Below are 14,665 nucleotides of genomic sequence, written 5' to 3'. Positions count from 1 at the left end.
TCTTGACCCTGGCCGCGTTCCGCGTCCGCAGCTTCCGCTTCCAGTTCCCCGCCGACCTGCTCACGTCGCTGGCGTTCGAGATGGAGACGGTCATCCTGAGCTGGTACGTGATGGTCCAGACCGGCTCGGTGCTCCTGCTCACCGCCTTCGGCTCTCTGCTGTTCGTGGGCACTCTCCTCGCGCCGATGTTCGGGGTGCTGGGCGATCGGCTCGGCGGCCGGACCGTGCTGTTCGCGATGCGCGCGGTCTACGTCGTCCTGGCCTTGCTCCTCGCGATCCTGAGCCTGAACGGGCACCTGACGCCGCTGTGGGTCTTCGCCATCGCGACGGTTGCCGGCATCGTCCGCCCCAACGATCTCGTGCTCAGGAACTCGCTCATCGGCGAAACGATTCCCTCGCAGCACCTGATGGGCGCCGTGGGCCTGTCCCGCGCCACCACGGATTCCGCCCGCGTGATCGGCGCGCTCGCCGGCGCGGAGCTCTCCACCGTCCTCGGCATCGGGCCCACCTACCTCTTGGTTACGGTCTTCTATGCGGCGAGCCTAGCGCTGACCTTCGGCGTGGCGCGAAGGCATCCGGTGCCCGATCCGGGTGGAGCGCCGCGCGCGCCTTCGACGGTCGTAAGCACGGTCGGAATATCCAGCCCCTCGCGCGGCCGCGATCTCAAGGACGGGCTCCTCTACGTCCTGAGGACGCCCGCGCTGCTCGCTCCCATGTGGCTGGCGTTTTTGATCAACCTGACCGCATACCCCGTGTCGAACGGTATTTTGGCGTACACCGCCAAGAACGTCTTCGCCGTCGGCGCCACGGGGCTCGGGTGGCTCGTCGCCAGCTTCGCGTTCGGCGGTCTTCTTGGCTCGGTCGCCACGATCGTGACGGGAGGGCCACGCCGCCCCGAGCGCTTCATGCTGGTCTGCACGGCGATCTGGTACGCCGTCCTGCTCGGTTTCGGCCACGTGGGAAGCTTGCGGGCCGGGCTCCTCGCGCTCCTCGTCGCCGGCTTCGTCCAGAACGTGGCAATGATCTCGATGACCGCCAGCCTGCTCACGGCCGCCGGCGAGCGGTTCCGGGGACGGGTCATGGGTGTCCGGATGCTCGCGGTCTACGGTCTCCCGCTGGGACTGATGGCCTCGGGCGCCCTCATCGATCTTATCGGCTATCCGCTGACCATCAGCGCGCTGTCGGTGGTCGGCCTGGCGTTCACGCTCCTCATCGGGATCAGGTGGCGGGCGAGCATGTGGCATTGACTTCACGTTGACGGCGCGGTAGAAGAGCCCACCATGAAATTCGGCATCTGGATTCCCAACTGCCGGCACCTGGCCACGCCGGACATCATCCGGGGCGCGGCCGTCAGGGCCGAGCTGCTCGGCTACGACTCCGTCTGGGTCAGCGATCACGTCGTCGTGCCGCACGCGAATGTCGTCAACTTCGGCGAGACCATCTTCGACCCGCTCGTGACGCTTGCGGTGATCGCGGGGGCGACCAGCCGGGTGCGGCTCGGCACCACGGTGCTCATCGTCCCGTACCGCAACGCGGTCGTCACGGCCAAGATGATCTCCTCGCTCGACGCGCTGAGCGGCGGGCGGGTCGTGTTCGGAATCGGCGCGGGCTGGGTGGCGGCCGAGAGCGCCATGCTGGGTGTGCCGTTCGCGGAGCGCGGCGCCATGACCGACGAGTACCTCGAGGCCATGCAGGAGCTCTGGACGAAGCAGGCTCCATCTTTTAGTGGAAAATACACGCAGTTCAGCGGACTCACGTTCGAGCCCAAGCCCCTGCAGAAGCCGCACCCGCCGATCTGGGTCGGGGGGCACAGCCGGGCCGCGCTTCGCCGCACCGCCCAGTTCGGCGCCGCCTGGCATCCGATCAATCGTTCGCCTGAGGAGCTGCGGGCCGGCCGAACCGAGCTGGCGCGGCTCTGCCAGGCGCGCGGCCGTGCCGTGCCTCCCGCGCTCACGCTTCGCAACGACGTTCGCATCCTTGGGTCCGCCCAGGGGTCCGCCCAGGGGCCCGGCCAGGCTGTGCCGGCTTCGACCCATGGCGGCCGCGTGCTCGCGGGCGAGCCGGCACGCCTGATCGAGCAGATCGCGGAGCTGGCCGACTGCGGAGTCGAGCATCTGGTCCTCGAGTTCCTCGCCGCCGACTGCCCGGAGCTGGACGGGCAAATGGTCGCCTTCGCCGAGCGCGTGCGGCCCAAGCTCGCCTGATCGCGAAGGATCGCACCGTGCGCAGCGACGGCGCTCCCGGCATGGCGGTCCACCGGAGCGGCAGCGGGCCCGACGTCGTGCTCTTTCACGGCGGCATGGGCTCGTGGAAGCACTGGATCCGGAACGTCGAGCCGCTCGCGGCGCGTTTCACCGTGCATGCGCTCGACCACCCGGCGTATGGCGCTTCGGCGCCGGTCCCGCGCGAGACCTCCGGCGCGGCCTATCTCGACCTCGTGTACCGTCTATTCGTCGAGATGTTCCCGGGTGGCGGTCCGCTGCGCGTTGCCGGGTTCTCGTTCGGCGCGGCCATCGCCGCGAATCTCACTCGGCGGCTCGCCCCGCGGGTGACGCACCTGTGCCTGATCTCTCCCGCCGGCTTCCCCCTCCGCCGCTTTGCCGACCGGCCGACGCGGAGCTACAAGGAAGCGGGAGACGACGAGAGACTCTTCCGCGAGATCTGCCGCCACAACCTGCTCGTCAACATGCTCAGCGATCCGGCGAGCGTCACCGAAGAGACGGTGGACATCCAGGCCGACTGCGTCAGAAAAACTCGCTTCAATAGCCGCAAAGTCAGCGGTGGCGGGACGCTCCTGGGCGACCTCGCTCAGCTCAACTGCCGGATCCGGCTGCTCTGGGGTGAGCGCGACGATTCCCCGTTCCGGCCCGCGGATCTCTTGATCGGCGAGATCCGCGGTGTCATCAGTGCGCTCGACGCGCATCGGATCCCGCGGGCCGGCCACTGGTCCGCGTACGAGAACGCCGCCGAGGTCAATCGCCTGATGCTGGAGTTCTTCTCGAGCTGAGGCGCTACGGGCGAAAGGCGGGCATGACCTCCCGGGCGAAGCGGGTGAGCTGCTCGACCATGAGGTCTCTCGGCGTTCCGATCGCCCAGGCGATCATGACGTGGTCCAGTCCCGGGTATCGCCGCTCCACCTCCTTCAGGTAGGTGACGATGTCTCCGGGTGGGCCGCAGAGCCAGGAGCGATTGTGTACGCCATTCTCCAGGGAGGCGGTGGTCGGTGACTGAGGCTGGCGCGCGGCGACAGCCTTCACGTGCTCCTCGCTGTAGCGCAGCATCCCGAGCGGCGCCATGACCTTGGCGTGCTCCTCGAAGTAGGGGCGCGCGCGCTGGATGGCCCGGTCCGCGGTGTCGTCGATGCACATCCGGAAGCCGAGGATCAGATCCTCCCCGAGCTGGAGTGGGATGCCGTGGCGGCGCGCCGTCTCCTGATAGTCGCGGACCCAGCGCTCGACGAGCTCCTCGGCGGTGGCGGAGATGACGCCCTTGATGCGGTTCCGGGCCATGAAGTCCAAGCCCCGCGCGCTGCCGCTCACGATGGGCTGCCAGACCTCGACGGGCTGGCGCAGGGGACGCGGCACCAGGGTGATCTCCTTCAGCTGATAGCCGCGATAGGGGACCTCGGGTGGAATCGTGTAGTGCTTCCCCCGGTGCGAGAACGACTCCTCGCGGAACGCCTTGAGGATGATCTCCACCTGCTCCTCGAAGAGCTCGCGGTTGGCCTCGCCGTCCAGCATCGGGTTGCCGAACGTCTCGACTTCCCGCGTGTGGTACCCCCGCCCCACGCCGAACACGACCCGCCCCTTGGTGAGGATATCCGCGACGGCGTAGTCCTCGGCGAGGCGAAGCGGATGCCAGGCGGGGACGACGTTGAATGCGCAGCCGATCTTCACGCGCTCCGTGCGATGGGCCAGATCCACCGCCAGCATGGGGATGCTCGGGATGCACTCGTATCCCTCGTGCTGGAAGTGATGCTCGGCTAGCCACAACGTCTCGTACCCCAGCGCGTCGGTGGCGCGGGCCAGGGCCGCCGCGGTGTCGAACACCTCGATCAGGCGCTCGTTGGGATACCGGCGGTCGTCGGCGGGCGTGCCCTCGAGCCCACATCGCTCCAGCTCGATGTGGCCGACGTAGAGGGTCGAGAAGCGGGTGATCAACGCGGACCCCGCATCAGTAGAACACCGAGCGCCCGGCGCCGCCCGACGCCACGATGAGCTCGCCCGAGATCGCCCAGGCCTTGTCTGAGGCGAGGAAGGCGGTGACGTAGGCGACCTCGGAGGCGTCCACCATGCGCCCGATGGCGTTGCCGCGCGGCGAGTCGTGGGCGAAGTCGCCCTTCTCCACCTCCGCGGCGTCGACGCCCATCTCCTTGCCCCGGGCGGCCAGCAGGCGCGGGGTGCGCTCGGTGCGCGTCACGCCTGGGTGAACGCAGTTGACTGTGATCCCGAAGCGGCCCAGCTGGATGGCCAGGGTCTTGGTGAAGTGGACGAGGGAGGTGTTGCGCGCGCCGCCGCTCAGGTTCCCCGCGTTGCGGGCGTTCAACCCGCTGATATTAATGATGCGGCCCCAGCCCTGCTCCTTCATGTAGGGGATGGCGGCTCGGGCGCAGCGGAGCGCCCCCACGAACTTCACGTTGAAGTCCTGGAGCAGGTCCTCGTCGACGATGGTTTCGATGGGGCCGGTCGCGGTGGCCGACCCGCCGGGCGCGGACCCGCTGTTCACCAGGATGTGCAGCCCGCCCAGCTGCGCGGCCGCCTGGGCGACCATCGCGTCCACCTGCGCCTTGCTGGTGACATCGCACACGAGCGGGATGACGCGTCGCTTGGTCTCGGCCGCCAGCTCGCGCGCCGCCGCCTCGAGCGTCTCCTTCGTGCGCGCGACGATGGCGACATCCGCCCCTTCGCGCGCCAGCTCTCTCGCGATCGCCTTGCCGATGCCGAGGCTCCCGCCTGTGACGATCGCGTGCTTGCCTTCGAGCCCCAGGTCCATGCGATCTCCTCCTCAAGCCTTCGCGTACTCGAACCAGAATGCCTTGCCCTCCCGGACCACGCGGCCGAAGGAAGGCGACGGGAAGTGCGAGGCGCAGACCAGCACGTCGCGTTCGCAGTAGCGCTCGAGGAAGGCGCGGCGAGTGGCCGCCGCCTGCGGCGGATCGAAATCCGGACGGGGCACCCAGTCGGTCTCGAGACACTGCACCGGCGAGTGGATGAGGTCACCGGTGATCACCGCCTCCGCGCCCTTCGAGACGATGCGCACGCTGACGTGGTCGGGCGTGTGCCCCGCGGTGGACTCGAACCGGACTTCGTCGCCGATGGCGAAATCGTTCTTCACCAGCTGGGCGCGGCCCTGCTCGACGATCGGGAGCACGCTGTCTTCGATCTGGTTCTGGGGCGTCTCCTTGTGGAGAGTGGACCAGTAGGCCAGCTCCTTCTCGGACATGATGTATTTCGCGTTGGGGAAGGTCGGCACCCAGCGTCCGTTCTCCCAGCGCGTGTTCCACCCCACGTGGTCGGTATGCATGTGGGTGCACAGCACGTAGTCCACTTGCTCCGGCCGGACTCCTGTCTCGGCGAATCGCTTGAGGAACTCGCCGCTGGAGGTCATGTTCCAGTTTGGGCGGAGGCGCTTCTTGTGATCGCCCACGCAGGTGTCCACGACTATGGTGTGGTGCGGGGTGCGCACCAGGAAGGACTGCATCGGGAAGACGAGGCCGTTCGAGCCCGGGTCCATCGCCCAGCCGGCCAGGCGCTGGCGGTAGGGCGCCCACTGCTCCGGAGTGATGGTGGGAAAGAACTGCCCGGCGTCGAAGTCGGGACGCTCGGACTCGATGACGCGCGTAATCAGGATGTCGCCGACTTTCCGCTCTCGCATGGGTATGGCCTCCATAAGCGCGCACCATACGGCGCGCGCGCCCCTGTGTCAACGGCGCCGGGAGTGTCTATCGCGCCCGCGTGGCCTCGAACGTCACTTCGCCGGGGCCTTCAGCGGCCAGGGCAGCCAGCAGGCCCGTTACGCCGTTGTGGCGCTAGAGGGGGATCGCGAGCAGGGTGTCGATGCGGCTGCTGTCGCAGACGACGACCCGCTCGCGGAAGCGGAGGACACCCGCCTCTTCGACGAGGGCGTCCAGGTAACGGCCGGTGGCGAAGAGCGCCATGGTGCCGTCGCGCATGATGCGGACCACGAGGAATGGCGTCTCCGCGCGCACCGCGCCGTCCCGCTCGCCGAGGATGGCGGGCAGGCCCACCACGTGCCGGTACGACTGGCGCTCGTAGACGTTCGCCTCGCGCAGGGCGGCGACGCGATCCTTCAGCATGCCCTTCGAGTCGGCGTAGATGACGCCGACGGGCATCCCTTGGCGGTGATTGTCGGCGGACGTGATGGAGTAGAGGCAGGGCTCGGTGAAGAAGTCGGGCCAGTCCTCGAGCCGGTCGTCGTCGATGGCGCGCGCGTACTCCGCGTTGAGCCGGGACACCCGCTCGAGCACGGCTAGTAGCCCATGTAGGCGCGATACGCCTTCCAGAAGCCACGCACCGCTGCCTCGGTGGCCCGCGTGTCCTGGGACTCGGCGCCCTCCCCGCCCATGTTCACGACCGACAGTGCATCCTCCGCGGCGGCGACGCCGCGCTGGACGAAGCCGCCCACGCAGCCGTCTTCCATCGAGACGTACCCGGCCGGCCCGACGAGGTTGGCCTGGCGGAGCCGCCGGCGCCGCATCTCGGCGGTGTCGTCGGCGAAGCCCAGGTAGGTCCAGTGCAGCTCCATCGCGCCCGGTCCCTTGGGCAGCACCTGGCGCACCGCGAGCGCGTTGTACACCTGCTGCACCACCAGGTTCGGGAAGACGGTGAGGATCTGGAGCTGGATGTCGTCGCCGAACTCCTTCACCGTGTCGAGGAGGCTCGGATCGGTGAGGCGGTAGCGGTCGCTCTCCGAGCGGATGCCCTGGTCGCGGTAAGCGGTGCTGCCCCGGTCGTCGCCGCGATCGATGGTGGCGCTGACGTGGTGGGCGCCGTCAGGGCTGACGAGCACCCCGCCGCCCTGGGTGAGGCGCGAGATGTGGAAGGTGCTGAAGAAGGTGTGGAGCAAGCTCGCGTGATAGGTGTCCTTCACGTTCTCGACGTAGAGCTTCCAGTTGTTCGGCAGGGCCTGGACGAAGCGGCCCAGCACCTGGACCGGCCTGCCGAGCACGCGAAGGAGCCGCGCCCGCACCGCCTCTCCCAGATACTCCTCGATGGGCGGCGCCGCCGGCGACAGGCTGGCGAACACCAGGCCGCCGATCGTGGCCGTTCGGAGCTGGCGCGGTCCATGGTCCGCCTTGCAGAAGGACTCCGGCATCCCGCCCTTGCCGTTCGCGCCCTTCTCGAAGGCCACTCCCACGAGCGCGCCCCGCAGGTCGTAGCTCCACGCGTGATAGACGCACTGGAAGCGCTTGCCGGTCGAGCCGCAGTCGTCGAGCGCGATGAGGGCGCCGCGATGGGCGCAGCGGTTCTCGAAGGCATGGATCTCGCCCGTCTCGCCCCGCACCACGACCACCGGCATCTCGCCCACGAAGGTCGTGCGGAAGTCGCCAGTCCGGGCGAGGTCGGACTCCAGGCCAACATAGTTCCAGACGGGGCCCTCGAAGATGCGCCGCAGCTCGGCGCGGTAGTTGGCCTCGTCCCCGTAGACCCAGTACGGGACGCGGGCGAGAGTCGCGCCGGGCCATTCGCGACGCGGAGGCGATGTGCTCATGCGGTTGCCTTGCGGGGAGGATAGCACGTCTGCTCTCGGCGCTACCGCGCGGCCTCGAGCGTTACCTCGCCGAGGCCGTCGATGGCGAAGCGCACGCGGTCGCCGGGCGCCGGGAACTTCGTGGTTATGCTGCTGCCCGTCATCACGATCATCCCGCGATGGAGCATGCGGCCGCGGCGGTTGAGGAGATTCGCCAGCCACGCCACCGCCTCGAAGGGATGGCCCAGCGCATCGCCGGTCTTGCCCTGGCCCCCGGGCGCATCGTTGATCCAGCACCGCGTCACCGCGCTCTCGAGGTCAACGCCGCGCCAATCCGTCACCGGCCTACCGAGGACGACCCCGCCGTTCCAGGCGTTCTGGGCCACGAGGGTGAAGGCGTCGAGCGTCTTGTAGTCCGCATTCCCGTCCTCCACGAGCTCGAAGGCGGGCATGCAGGCGGTCACGCGGCCTGTCACGGACGCGCGCGTCCAGGGCGTGCCGCTCACCGGCAGATCGTCGCCGAGCCGCACCGCCACCTCGAACTCGACGCCCAGGTGGTGATACGCGGTTAGTTCGATCCGGGCCGGCGAGGGATGCATGACCTTCGAGAAGATGGCGCCGGCGGCGGGCTGGTCCACCCCGGTCATCTGCTGCATCGCCTTCGAGGTCAGCGCGATCTTCCAGCCGACGATTTCGCCCCGCCCGGCATCGGCCATGAGCCTGTGCAGCGCGTCCTGGATGCGATAGGCGTCGTCGAGCGGCGCCGAGCGGACGGCAGGGTCCAGCGGGCGGTACCGTGTGCGCGACCGGCGCGCTTCCAAGTAGGCGCGGGCGGTGGCGTCCGTCGTCTCAGGGGTCAGCATCGGTCTCCTCCCATGGCTACGCGAGCCCGAAGACCCGGGCGGCGTTTCCGTAGAGCCACTTCTCCTTGACGGCGTCCTTGAGCGGCAGCTCTCAGGCGTCCCCCTCACGCGGAACAGTCCCACAGCCTCGGCTTTCCGTTCAGCGCGGCAACGTCGCAAGTGCCTCCGCAACGATACACTGAAGAGCGAGAACGCCGACGCCCAGTGAAGGCCCAGAGCCGACAAGGGCCTTTGTGTTTCCTATGCTCGACGCGCTAAGCACACTCCGAACTACGCCACGCCCACTGTCCATCGGCTTCACAGAATTGATCGACACCGTTCCATAAATCCTTTGGCAGCCGATTTAGTGCACAAGGGTTGTGAATCAACATTGCGGAATACCTCATCGGCATCCCGACGTGCTCATTTATGAGTAGAGCGCCACCGGTTCTAGTGAACCGGCGCGCCTTCGCGCCCCTTGGCTTGACGAATTCACCAGAGGGGCGCATCGCAATGTAGACAGCCCCAGCGGGTCCGCCCGTTGCCGGATCAATCGCCACCCGAAGCGTCTCTTCGATAACGAATGCCTTCAAGGCAACGAGGCGTTGGAGCGCCCAAGGCTCTTCGAAGAAGAAAACAGGCAGTCGCGGAATGATGACGAGCAGGTTCTTCTCGTGTCGCGCGAACTGTTCGTTAGCCGACTTGATTACTGCACGGAGCGCGTCGGAGTCATCGCCTGCTTGCGTGGTAAGAGGGAAGGGACGATGCGGTGCTTTGACCTCGACGTTGATGTGCCCGCCCGGCAATTCTATCGCCATCTCTAGAATGTGCGCCGCCTGGCCCTTTGGACGCGGGGACACAACCATGGAGAGGCGCTCGGCAAGAAACCAAGCGGCAAGACACTCGCTCATGGCCGAGGCGAATAGATCATCGTCTCGGCCCACAAGACGAGTTCGCAAGTCTCCGCCGTGGGAGCCCTCGAAAAAGCCCAGTCGCCACGCGCAGCTCAAGTACTCTCCCCACGCGTCTCGGTATACGCGGAGTTCGGGGAATACGCTGAGCTCCGGTATGTGCGGTCGATCGGCTGTCAACACAAGAAGCCTCGTACGAAGCTCCTTCGTTGGATTCGGGGCGCACTGCAATGCTTCGATTACAAGAGGTGGAAACACTTCTGCAAGAATGTCAGGCGCCGTCATGGTGTTGAGGATGCCTCTCGAAACGCGGCAATTTGGGCTTTGATGTCATCAGCCAACGTCGCCCAGCCGGCCTTCGCCAACACGTCGGCGGCGTCCAGTAACTGACTCCGGATGTCGCTCAACCCCGTTGGTCGGTACCGCGCCTCATCAATGGCCTTCGAAGCCCAGGCGTGCAATGTGCGCCAATACTGATCAGGGAGGCGCTGACCCATGGCCTTCCCGCGCTCTCGCATGCACTCCCATGCCACACGAAGTAATCCCGCTGACGTCCCCCGCCTGAGCCGGATGTAGTCCTGGACCGCGTCGGTACAGGACTGCCACTGCCCATCAGCGATCGCCTGCCAAACCGCGACGCGGGCACGCCATGCCTCCGCATCGTCGCGACACGGCACCTGGATCGACATGTCCTGGCCCGCGCGATAAAGACGTACCGCCACATTGTCGCCACGGGGTACTCTCGACCACGCCTCCGACTCGGAGTCGTACCGCGCCAACGAAATGCCGCCAATCTCAACGATACGGTCGCCTCTTCGAAGACCAGCAGCTTCGCCCCACGGCGCCAGATCGACCACGTACCCCTTGACTGCCAGCCAGGCGCTGTCTGTACACGCGAAGGGCTCGCGAGTATACGGCTTGGCGAGCATCTCTCGAGCCAACCGTTGAAATCGCTCGGTGCGTGCGCCCTCGACCGTAGGTGTTGAACTGCCGGCCGCTGGAGTGGCGGGGAACCCTATCGTGCTGGACGTGACGGGGCGCCAGCCGCGTGCGGCGAAGCATGCCCGGGCCATGTCCTCATCGACCACCATCGATTCGCTGGACTCGGAGCCGGCACTGTACGGGAGTCGGTACGACGAAGATTGGGCGACCGGGTGTGTGTTCTCTCGCCGACACTCGTACCAATCGCGATCGAAGTCGGTCTGCCGGTACTCGGGGTGTGCGGCGTTCTGATACCGCGTCGGCGGCGCCGTCGTTGCGCAGCCGATCAGCAGCATCAGCGCGCTGAAGAGTGCAGAAACCCGCGCAGTCATCACAGCGCCCTCCGCGTGTCATTTTACTCGAAGACCGTTCATGGGTGACGTTCTCAATCCGGGCGGTTGGGGGAAGGAGCGCCGGGCCGAAGGGGAAGTGAGCGGGCTCCCACTGCCTTCACTGACGAATCAGCGTGCGGGGCACCGCCGGTGCTGCCAGTGAGCTTGCATCGGGATACCCGCTACTCCCGCGGGGCCTGTCTGTCTGATGGCGGGCTCCACATTCCTGACGTTGTGATCCTGCTCGGAGACCGTCTTCCCGCACTTCGGGCACGTGCTGTTCAACGTCGCCATCCCTGCCTCCTTCGCTTGAAGGTGAACTGCTGAAACTCAACATACGGCTCCGCGTCACGACGCGCCGAGTCAATTCGCCTCTGAGCATCGTGCACCGCCGGATACTCTGGTATGGAGCCCACTCCGCCACCTCCGTCACCTAGCGAGTCCTTGCCCGAGGATGTACGCCAGGACCTCGTCAGCCTGTTGACGGATGCCTTGGTGGAGCAATATCTGGAGCAAGAGAAAAAGGTTGAGTAGCCCTCCGAGCGGATCATACGAATGGGCATAAGGAGGGACGACATGACCAACCGGCGCGCTTCCAAGTAGGCGCGGGCGGTGGCGTCCATCGTCTCAGGGGTCAGCATCGGTCTCCTCCCATGGCTACGCGAGCCCGAAGACGCGGGCCGCGTTGCCGTAGAGCCACTTCTCCTTGACGGCGTCCTTGAGCGGTAGCTCTCAGGCGTCCCCTCACGAGGAACAGTGCCACAGCCTCGGCTCTCCGTTCAGCGCGGCAACCCGCAAGTGTCTCCGCAACGATACACTGAAAAGGGAGAACGTCGACGCCCAGTGAAGGCCCAGAGCCGATAAGAGCCTTTGTGTTTCCTATGCTCAAGATGCCGATGGCAGCGTGGTCCTCACGAGCCACGTCCGGTGAGGATCGGTCCCGACTGGTTCACGAACCCGTCGAGCGGATCGCGGCGCGCACGGCCTCGGCGACGGCAACCGCATCTACGTCCCCGAGGTAGACCTTCATTCCATCCTTCTTCCAGATGCACCACTTCTTCGTCACATCGATGGCGACGCCGATCCGCGCGAGGGCCGCTGCGAAGCGTGCTGCTCGCTCAGACCCAAGCGCGGCAATGTCGGTCCAGACCGCCCCGTTCTCGTACACGCCGATTATCAAGGCGTCGCCGGAAGGGCCGGGGACGTAAAAGTTGTACGCCGTTTTGCCGGAGCCGACGGAGATCCACACGTTACGGCACGTGTGCTCGATCTCGCTCGCGAGCGGATCGACAGGCGAGGGGGGGGCGGCTCGTCGCTCGCCAGACCGGGATGCTCAGCAAGCACGGTGGCGAAAGCGCGGTCGTCGTCGAGTAATCGGAAGCGGTTGGCTTCTTGGTAATCGACCTTGAAGAGATGCTTGTAATCGATCGCGCTCAGCCCCAGATAGAGCGGGTGCGTATCGGGTCTCACGAGGTACTTTGCCTTTCGCAGGGCATCCTTGCCCTTGTCGGGATCGTCGAGCTTGAAGCCCGCGTCCCCAAAGCGGCGCATTCCCGAGAGGAGCTTTTCGGCGGCACCGCGGGTTGTCTTCTCCTCCACGTAAAGCACGAGCTTCGACCCCGCCCGCACCGTGAGGTCCATGAGGCGATCCTCAAGGCGCACGCGTTGGTGATGGCGCTCAGCGACGGTTCGCAGCCACCCGTAGTCCGCGAGCTGGACGAACAGTTCCCAGCACGGAGCAACCTTGCCACCGCCTTGGTGCGTGATCGTGAACTGCCCATGCCGATCGGGGCCGAGGTCAGCTTCGCGAACGAAGTAGCCGCGTTCCGTCTCTAACCAATCGTTGAGGAACGCCGCTCCAATGTGGAGGAGACGCTCCTCGCCGAGTCGCTCTTCGAGACGCGCGAGTAGCTCGTTGGCGTTCGTCGTGAAGCACTTCGCCCTGTTGTGGGCGGCGACCCAGCGTCGAAACTCGGTACGGAACCTGTCGAGCGCGCTCTCTTTCATCTCTCGGGAGGGTATCCTCAGCAACGTAGATAACACAAAACCCGTTCTCAGTCATCGCCCGTCGAGCCCGAAGGCGTTTTTGTCACAGCACTGTGCCAACCTGACACGCAAAGGCCCGCGCTGACCGTAGCTGGCAATAGATTTCATGTCACCTACGCCCTCGGCATAGGTTGTTTTCTTCTCGGCAACCACGCTTATGCTTTGGCAGGTGACTTTCGAAACTCTGCGGCTTCGGCGTCCACGCAGCAGGGACGGTTTTCAATGACGGTCAACCTGGCGTGGTGGGATGTCAGGCAGTCCCGAACTCGAGCTTCATGCGTCCGCACCGACGTCTTGCCATGATACTGTATCCGAAAGATGACACCGTTCCGGACTCTGGTGGCTCATGCTAGCGTTGGTCGATGGATTTCGACATCGTCGGCCGGATCCGAAGCGTCGAAACGATGGCCGATTGAGACATGAAGAGACAGACCAAATCGGCTGTCCAGTTCGCCGTATGCATCAACAACAAGGGCTACAGGGCCTCGTTGGAGGTCGGGAAGCTGTATCGAACGATTCCCGATCCGACGGCGGCAAAGCACGGGTACGTGCGCATCGTCGACGAAAGCGGAGAAGATTACGGCTACTCGGCGGATCGTTTCTTCTCGATCGTGCTGCCCAAGCCACTCGAGAAGGCCCTCCTGAAGGCCGCCTCCTAAGCTTGTTTGCTGGCCCCATCCGCTAACGAGCGGTCCATGAAGCGGAGATCCGAATCGGGGCGCCTCGCCTACTCGAGCCCGAAGACCCGGGCGGCGTTGCCGTAGAGCCACTTCTCTTTGACGGCGTCCTTGAGCGGCAGGTCCAGGTACTCCTTGATCAGCGTCTCGTGCGGCTGGCCGACGAGGCCCGCCGAGAGCCCGACCAGGACCTTGTCCTGGATGAGCGTGTTGCCGAACTGCATCAGCATCTCCCATCCCGAGCCGGCTTGGCCGAGGTACTTGGCGCGGTGGGCGGAGGTGTCGAGGTAGAGCTTCGGATGGCGACGGACGAGCGCGACCATCTCGTTCACCCACGGCCAGCCCCCGAGCCCGCCGATGATCGTCAGCTCGGGGAAGTCGATGGCCACCTGGTCGAGGTGCCTCGGGTGGCCGAGGTCGTACGGCCGGTCGGTCGCGTAGTTCATGGACGAGTAGATGCGCACGGGGATGTCCAGTTCCGCGGCCTTGGTGTAGAGCGGGTAGAAGCGCCGATCGCTGGCCGGGATGCCGTCGATGAGGGCCGAGACCCCGAGGGCCCGGAAGCCCTGCTCACGCGCCCGGCGCTCCAGCTCGCGGACCCCGCGCATGCCGTCGAACGCGCTGATGCGGGCGAGGCCGATGAAGCGGTCGGGGTAGTCGCGCACCAGCTCGGCCGCTTCGTCGTTGGTGGTGCCGAAGGGGACGGCCCGCACGATACCCGCGCGCTCGAGCAACTCGACGTAGACTGAGAGCTCCGTCGCCGGCCGCGCGTCGCCTCCGTCCCGGCGCGAGCGGAAGATGCGCCCGTAGTTGGCCATGCCGTAGCCGGCAGGCCGCTCGGCTCGCGGCGGGCCAGGCGCTGCTGTCGGCGGCGCGTCGGCGCGCTTCGGGACGCTGCACTCCATGTCGATCACGCGCATAAGCATCTCCTCCCAGGGGATTCTAACCGAGAGACGAGGTCCAAAACGGTGCTATCGGGTCACCGCAATCGCGGTGACCACACGCCGGAAGGATGACGATGCCGGTATTCACGCGTCCTGATGCCGAGATCAACTACGAAGTCCACGGGTCGGGCTTTCCACTCCTGCTCTTTGCGCCGGGCGGCCTGCGCTCGCAGCTCGAGTTCTGGCGCCACAGCCCGAGCAATCTGGACGCACCGCCGCCAT

At 66.3% G+C, this 14,665-nt stretch carries 15 protein-coding genes; 4 read left to right on the top strand and 11 right to left on the bottom strand.

The genetic code is table 11. The annotated features are described in order from the left end of the window. The first annotated feature begins 2 nt into the window (after positions 1–2). Genes VGV06_18045 through VGV06_18035 form a run of 3 tightly spaced genes read left to right on the top strand, consistent with a single transcriptional unit; the run spans position 3 to position 3,007 of the window. Positions 3–1,247 (top strand): MFS transporter, encoded by a 1,245-nt coding sequence (locus tag VGV06_18045; protein ID HEV2057047.1) that lies wholly within the window; start codon positions 3–5, stop codon positions 1,245–1,247. Positions 1,248–1,280: 33 nt separating this feature from the next. Then, the gene (locus VGV06_18040; GenBank protein ID HEV2057046.1) at positions 1,281–2,204 is read left to right on the top strand and encodes a TIGR03619 family F420-dependent LLM class oxidoreductase; all 924 of its coding nucleotides are present in this window, start codon (positions 1,281–1,283) and stop codon (positions 2,202–2,204) included. A gap of 17 nt (positions 2,205–2,221) precedes the next feature. Then, complete coding sequence (locus tag VGV06_18035) at positions 2,222–3,007, top strand: alpha/beta fold hydrolase (GenBank protein HEV2057045.1); 786 nt, start codon at positions 2,222–2,224, stop codon at positions 3,005–3,007. 4 nt (positions 3,008–3,011) lie between these two features. On the opposite strand, the gene VGV06_18030 is transcribed toward VGV06_18035, so the two are convergent. The 10 genes from VGV06_18030 to VGV06_17985 form a co-directional block, all read right to left on the bottom strand. After that, positions 3,012–4,160: an LLM class flavin-dependent oxidoreductase gene (locus VGV06_18030; GenBank protein HEV2057044.1), complete on the bottom strand. Its 1,149-nt coding sequence runs from the start codon at positions 4,158–4,160 to the stop codon at positions 3,012–3,014. 13 nt (positions 4,161–4,173) lie between these two features. Next, positions 4,174–4,992 (bottom strand): SDR family oxidoreductase, encoded by an 819-nt coding sequence (locus VGV06_18025; protein HEV2057043.1) that lies wholly within the window; start codon positions 4,990–4,992, stop codon positions 4,174–4,176. Between the two features lie 12 nt (positions 4,993–5,004). Beyond that, on the bottom strand, positions 5,005–5,874 hold the full coding sequence (locus VGV06_18020) for an MBL fold metallo-hydrolase (GenBank protein HEV2057042.1): 870 nt from the start codon (positions 5,872–5,874) through the stop codon (positions 5,005–5,007). A 154-nt stretch (positions 5,875–6,028) separates the two neighbouring features. Then, a complete protein-coding gene (locus tag VGV06_18015; GenBank protein HEV2057041.1) occupies positions 6,029–6,487 on the bottom strand; it encodes an aromatic-ring-hydroxylating dioxygenase subunit beta in 459 nt (152 codons plus the stop codon). Positions 6,488–6,489: 2 nt separating this feature from the next. Then, positions 6,490–7,731: an aromatic ring-hydroxylating dioxygenase subunit alpha gene (locus tag VGV06_18010; protein HEV2057040.1), complete on the bottom strand. Its 1,242-nt coding sequence runs from the start codon at positions 7,729–7,731 to the stop codon at positions 6,490–6,492. A 41-nt stretch (positions 7,732–7,772) separates the two neighbouring features. After that, on the bottom strand, positions 7,773–8,573 hold the full coding sequence (locus VGV06_18005) for a fumarylacetoacetate hydrolase family protein (GenBank protein HEV2057039.1): 801 nt from the start codon (positions 8,571–8,573) through the stop codon (positions 7,773–7,775). 254 nt (positions 8,574–8,827) lie between these two features. After that, a complete protein-coding gene (locus VGV06_18000) occupies positions 8,828–9,463 on the bottom strand; it encodes a hypothetical protein (GenBank protein HEV2057038.1) in 636 nt (211 codons plus the stop codon). 281 nt (positions 9,464–9,744) lie between these two features. Next, positions 9,745–10,776, bottom strand: a complete 1,032-nt coding sequence (locus VGV06_17995) for a hypothetical protein (GenBank protein HEV2057037.1) — start codon at positions 10,774–10,776, stop codon at positions 9,745–9,747. A 949-nt stretch (positions 10,777–11,725) separates the two neighbouring features. Further along, the gene (locus VGV06_17990) at positions 11,726–11,944 is read right to left on the bottom strand and encodes a hypothetical protein (protein ID HEV2057036.1); all 219 of its coding nucleotides are present in this window, start codon (positions 11,942–11,944) and stop codon (positions 11,726–11,728) included. 8 nt (positions 11,945–11,952) lie between these two features. Then, positions 11,953–12,783, bottom strand: a complete 831-nt coding sequence (locus VGV06_17985; GenBank protein ID HEV2057035.1) for a hypothetical protein — start codon at positions 12,781–12,783, stop codon at positions 11,953–11,955. A gap of 458 nt (positions 12,784–13,241) precedes the next feature. Here VGV06_17985 and VGV06_17980 point away from each other — a divergent pair, with 458 nt between their 5' ends. Continuing rightward, positions 13,242–13,481 carry a hypothetical protein gene (locus VGV06_17980; GenBank protein ID HEV2057034.1) on the top strand — a complete coding sequence of 80 codons (240 nt, stop codon included), beginning with the start codon at positions 13,242–13,244 and terminating at the stop codon, positions 13,479–13,481. 68 nt (positions 13,482–13,549) lie between these two features. On the opposite strand, the gene VGV06_17975 is transcribed toward VGV06_17980, so the two are convergent. Next, positions 13,550–14,419, bottom strand: a complete 870-nt coding sequence (locus VGV06_17975) for an amidohydrolase family protein (GenBank protein ID HEV2057033.1) — start codon at positions 14,417–14,419, stop codon at positions 13,550–13,552. Positions 14,420–14,665: the final 246 nt, after the last annotated feature.

The organism is Candidatus Methylomirabilota bacterium (genome assembly GCA_035936835.1).
Classification (GTDB): domain Bacteria; phylum Methylomirabilota; class Methylomirabilia; order Rokubacteriales; family CSP1-6; genus AR37.
This window is presented reverse-complemented; position numbering and strand designations above follow the sequence as displayed.